Source organism: Kitasatospora sp. NPDC059747, assembly GCF_042732955.1.
Classification (GTDB): Bacteria; Actinomycetota; Actinomycetes; order Streptomycetales; family Streptomycetaceae; genus Kitasatospora.
In genome coordinates, this window is sequence record NZ_JBHWGV010000030.1 from 1 (window position 1) to 4,185 (window position 4,185).

Annotated in this window: 4 protein-coding genes; 3 read left to right on the forward strand and 1 reads right to left on the reverse strand. The window is 64.9% G+C overall.

Features of this window, described 5'->3' with window-relative positions; all coding sequences use genetic code 11:
- The coding region (locus tag ACFV4G_RS15655; RefSeq protein WP_380440470.1) for a polymorphic toxin-type HINT domain-containing protein at positions 1-1,506 on the forward strand (1,506 nt) is incomplete at its 5' end.
- On the forward strand, positions 1,496-1,960 hold the full coding sequence (locus ACFV4G_RS15660; RefSeq protein ID WP_380440472.1) for a hypothetical protein: 465 nt from the start codon (positions 1,496-1,498) through the stop codon (positions 1,958-1,960). The genes ACFV4G_RS15655 and ACFV4G_RS15660, both read left to right, overlap by 11 nt.
- A gap of 523 nt (positions 1,961-2,483) precedes the next feature.
- Here the strand turns inward: ACFV4G_RS15660 and ACFV4G_RS15665 are convergent.
- Positions 2,484-3,092 (reverse strand): hypothetical protein, encoded by a 609-nt coding sequence (locus tag ACFV4G_RS15665; RefSeq protein ID WP_380440474.1) that lies wholly within the window; start codon positions 3,090-3,092, stop codon positions 2,484-2,486.
- 221 nt (positions 3,093-3,313) lie between these two features.
- On the opposite strand from ACFV4G_RS15665, the gene ACFV4G_RS15670 reads away from it, so the two are divergent.
- Positions 3,314-4,042: an SDR family oxidoreductase gene (locus ACFV4G_RS15670; RefSeq protein ID WP_380440476.1), complete on the forward strand. Its 729-nt coding sequence runs from the start codon at positions 3,314-3,316 to the stop codon at positions 4,040-4,042.
- Positions 4,043-4,185 lie beyond the last annotated feature (143 nt).

Here is a 4,185-nt window from a genome sequence, read left to right on the forward strand (position 1 = left end):
CTCGGCGCCCGCGAATACCAGCCCACCACCGGCCGCTTCCTCAACCCGGATCCCCTGCTAGACACAGGCGACCCGCAGCAGTGGAACGCCTACGCTTACAGCAACAACGACCCGCAGAACCTCAGCGACCCCAGCGGCCTCAAGGCCGAGGAATGCGGCCAGCTGTACGACTGCCACGGCGGCACCATCACCCTCAACAACACCGCCGAAACCAGCAGCTACGTCCAGAGCGACGTCCAACGCCGGTACTACGAAACCTTCAAGGACGACACCCAGAACGTCACCAACCAGTGGGTCAAGGCCCAGATCACCAAGCACCCCGGTGTATCGAAGCCCATGGCGGTCATCCACGACGAAAGCGAGTTCTACAAGGGCTTCAAGCACGTCATCAAGGGTGCTATCGATAGCACGACCCAGTCATACAAGGACGCCAAGGGGTGCATCACCGGGGACGGGCAGGCCTGCAAGTCGCTCGCTGTCGATGCTTTCAATTCAATCCCGGTTGTGGCGATAATCAAGAACGACATGGGACTGCTCGACACCGCCAGGCAGATGGTCGACCAGGTCAAAAACGGCCAGGGCGAGTACACGGCCGGAGAAATCACTGGCTTGGTCCTTATAGCAGTGGTAGCGCACAAGGTCGGCGAGAGATTCGAAGGAGCAAGCGGCCCCTGCAAGAACAGCTTCCCACCCGATACACCAGTCCTGATGGCCGACGGAACCACCAAGGCCATCGGCGACATCAGGCCCGACGATACCGTCACGGCCACCGACCCTCAGACCGGCAAGGCCTCGCCCGAACCCGTCACTGCCAAAATCGTCACCCCCGACGACACCCAGTTCACCGAACTGACCCTCTCCACCTCCAGCGGGAAGACTTCCCCGCAGGCAAACACAACTCTAGTCTCCACCGCCCACCACCCGTACTGGGACGACACGGCCAAGACCTGGGCCGACGCCCAGGACCTGCAGGTCGGCCACCAACTCGAAACCCCGGACCATGACCTGGTCGCCCTGCTCGCAACCCGCACCTACACCACGGCGCCTCAGGCCGCCCACAACCTGACCGTCGCCAACCTCCACACGTACTATGTGCTGGCGGGCACTGCGCCGATACTTGTGCACAACTGCGGCGGCTCGATCAAGGGTCACTCGGAGACCTGTTCATGCGATCCGGAGAAGCCGAGGAGCGAAATTACCCTCGACAGGGACTATTTCGAGGCAGCCCGGAACACTGGGTTGGACATCGTGGGAACACTTGATCCGGGCACGCGGATAACTCTCATCGGGCGCCTGGAGAGTGCAGTCGAAACCTTTGGAAACGTGACTGGATTTACCAGAAGAAGTGGTGGCGACTACAGGGAGTTTCGCTTGGATGTAGACCCAAAAAAGGGTGCACACATCAATGTGATGACAGGAAAGGGTGCCGGCGTCAAGAAATACGCCATCAGATGGCCATCCAGTACCGTTGCCCCTTGGCTGAAAGCAATCCAAAATGACGAATAAGAATGAGTATGCAAGTCGGCCGGATCTCCTTCCGACCTTCATGGAAAATTCAAAGGATGACGATGGGCGGCAGGTCGTAAAGCTGACTCTGGCCGAGAGTCGAGAACTGGAGGCATTGAGCCTCAATAGATTCCCTTCAACCTTTAGTGCGGCTCTTGACTGGGAATCCGCTTCATATGATGATCGCATCTGGTGGGACGATGAGGAGGGCTGGGTGCGGATGGCATCGGATCTGCTTTCTCCCTTCGCTGAACGCGGAGCACATGTCGTCATTTTCTGGGGAAATCTAGTGCTGCCGACTGTGACTATTCCGGCAGAATCGGCTATCCGGCACGCACGGGAGATCCTCGATGCTGGCGGTCCGCACTTTTGGATTTACCCACTCGGTAGCCCCATTCTCATCGAATGCCTGATGGACGGGGAAGTGACGATCGCAACGATCCCGGCGGCATAGACTATCGCCAGAGGCCCGATCCCCTAATGGAGCTACGGGTCGCTTATGATCCGCGCAGATGATGCCGGGTGGCGCGCAATGCAATGGAGAGGCGTCGATTGGTATTTCAACGAGACCTCTCCATTTGCAAACTTTTAAATATGGATCACAGGCCAATTCGACCCACTGTCTAACGCGGCGCTCGGATGGCGTTGATGTCCCGACCGGGCCGGGCACTTCCCGAGGGCACGTCACGGTAATCGAGGATGATCACAAATTCACCGCCCTGGCCCACAGGCAACATGGCTGCGGTGCGCCGGGGATTGAAGCCGGAGGGCATGGGGTGTACATGATCTCTTGTGATCCCTGGGGTTTCCTGGAGGGCCCTGGGAGGAAAATTGACTAACTCAATTGCGCATCGCTGATGGAGCGAGGGCGGATCTAATTGAGTTAACGGCGATGGCTCGATCGGAAGGAATTCAGATCGAGAGTTCGATGCAAGCCATGCTGGGCGCGGACCGCGCTCTCGCCCCGAGTTCCCGTCTCAGTGCACGGAGCCCGGGGTGAAGGCCGGGGCCGGGGGGCGCGGGATCGGGATGCCGGTCTGGACCGGGCCGCAGACCATGACCTGGGCGGCCCCGCGCGGGTAGCAGTCGCCCGAGCCGGGCTGCGGGGTCGTCGAGCAGACGGTGCAGGGCACGGGCGGGATGGTGTGGGGGTCCTGGGCGGCCGGGGGCTTCGGGTCCTGGGGCTTCGGCTTCGGTGCGGGGGTGTCGGCCGTCCTGGGGTGCGCTGCCGGGGTGCTCGTCGGCTTCTTCGCGGCGGGGGCCGGAGCGTCGCTCGTGGGTTCCGCCGTGGGGGTCGCCGTCTCCGTGGCGGACGGCTGCGGCGACGGTGGCGCCTCGGTCGGACTCGGCGTCGGCGTGGCTGCCACCGTGGCCGTCACAGTCGGGACAGCAGTCGGGACGGCAGTCGGGACAGCAGTCGGGCTCGCACTCGCGGTCGCCACGGCCGTCGGCGTCACGCCGTCCGCACCGGACAGCGCCCACACCGAGCCGCCGACGAGCAGCAGCGCCACCGCCGCGGCAGCCGGAATCACCAACCGGGGCCGCCGGTACCACTTCTGCCCCGCGCCCTCGTCCACCTCGGCCAACGCCCGCTCCCCCGCCCTGCGCCGCGCCCTTCGCGCAGCGAACCGAGCAGATCGTAGCGGCGGGCCAGGACCGTCATCGACGCCCCCGGTCTCCCCCGGCGAGGGGATGGCTCCGGCCGTCCAGGAGGATGTGACACCGCTGTGCGTCGGCAAGCCTGGACGCATGGCCGGCAGGAACTGCCGCCACCGCAACACCCGATCCGCCAGCCAGGAGCACTGACATGAGATTCGACGACCACCGAGTGGTCATCACCGCTGCCGGCCGGGATTTCGGACGTACCTTGGCCATTCGTCTCGCGGACCTGGGCGCCGAGGTGTTCCTGTCCGCGCGCACTCTCGCCGCCGCCGAGCGGGTCCGCGACGAGATTCGTGACCGAGGGCACCAGCGCGTCCACGCCTTTGCCTGCGACCTGACGGACCCCGCCTCGATCCGCGGCTTCGCTGCCGGAGTCGGCCGGCACACCGACCACGTCGACGTGCTGATCAACAACGGCTCCCGCTACCTCGAAGGCCCGGACCTCCTGTCCGCCTCCGATGCCGAGGTCGTCGACACGATCGCCTCGGGCGCCACCGGCACCGTCCTGACCGTGAAGAGCTTCCTCCCCCTCCTGCTCAACTCGGACAAGCCGGATGTGGTGACCATGGTCTCCGCCTGCGGCACCGCGGGGCATCACCGGTCGGACGCGCACGACGCCTTCTACGCGGCCAAGAGCGCCCAGGCAGGGTTCGTCGACATCCTCTCCAAGCGCCTGCGGCCCCAGGGGGTTCGGGTGATCTCCCTCTACCCTCCCGACTTCGCCAACCCCGACCCCCTCGCCGAGGAGTGGGAGACCACACCGCGCGGGGCCGAGGACGCCCTCACCGCACAGTCCCTCGTGCAGTGCGTCCTCTTCGCGGTCGGCCAGCCCCGCGACTGCTTCATCAAGGCGTTCCACTTCGAGCAGGTCTGAAGCGGGATCTCCTCCGAGCCCAAAACCGGTGGGGGCGGGGGGGGGGCGCCCCCCCGGCCCCGCCGAAAACGGCTGAGGCGCCCCCCCCGCCCCGAGGCGCCGGATCCCTCGGCGGCGAGGTGGGGGGGGCGCGGCCGGGTGGC

Excerpts from the sequence above, each read along its gene's own strand:
- ACFV4G_RS15670 (WP_380440476.1), top strand. The coding sequence starts at position 3,314 with ATGAGATTCGACGACCACCGAGTGGTCATCACCGCTGCCGGCCGGGAT.
- ACFV4G_RS15660 (WP_380440472.1), top strand. The coding sequence starts at position 1,496 with ATGACGAATAAGAATGAGTATGCAAGTCGGCCGGATCTCCTTCCGACC.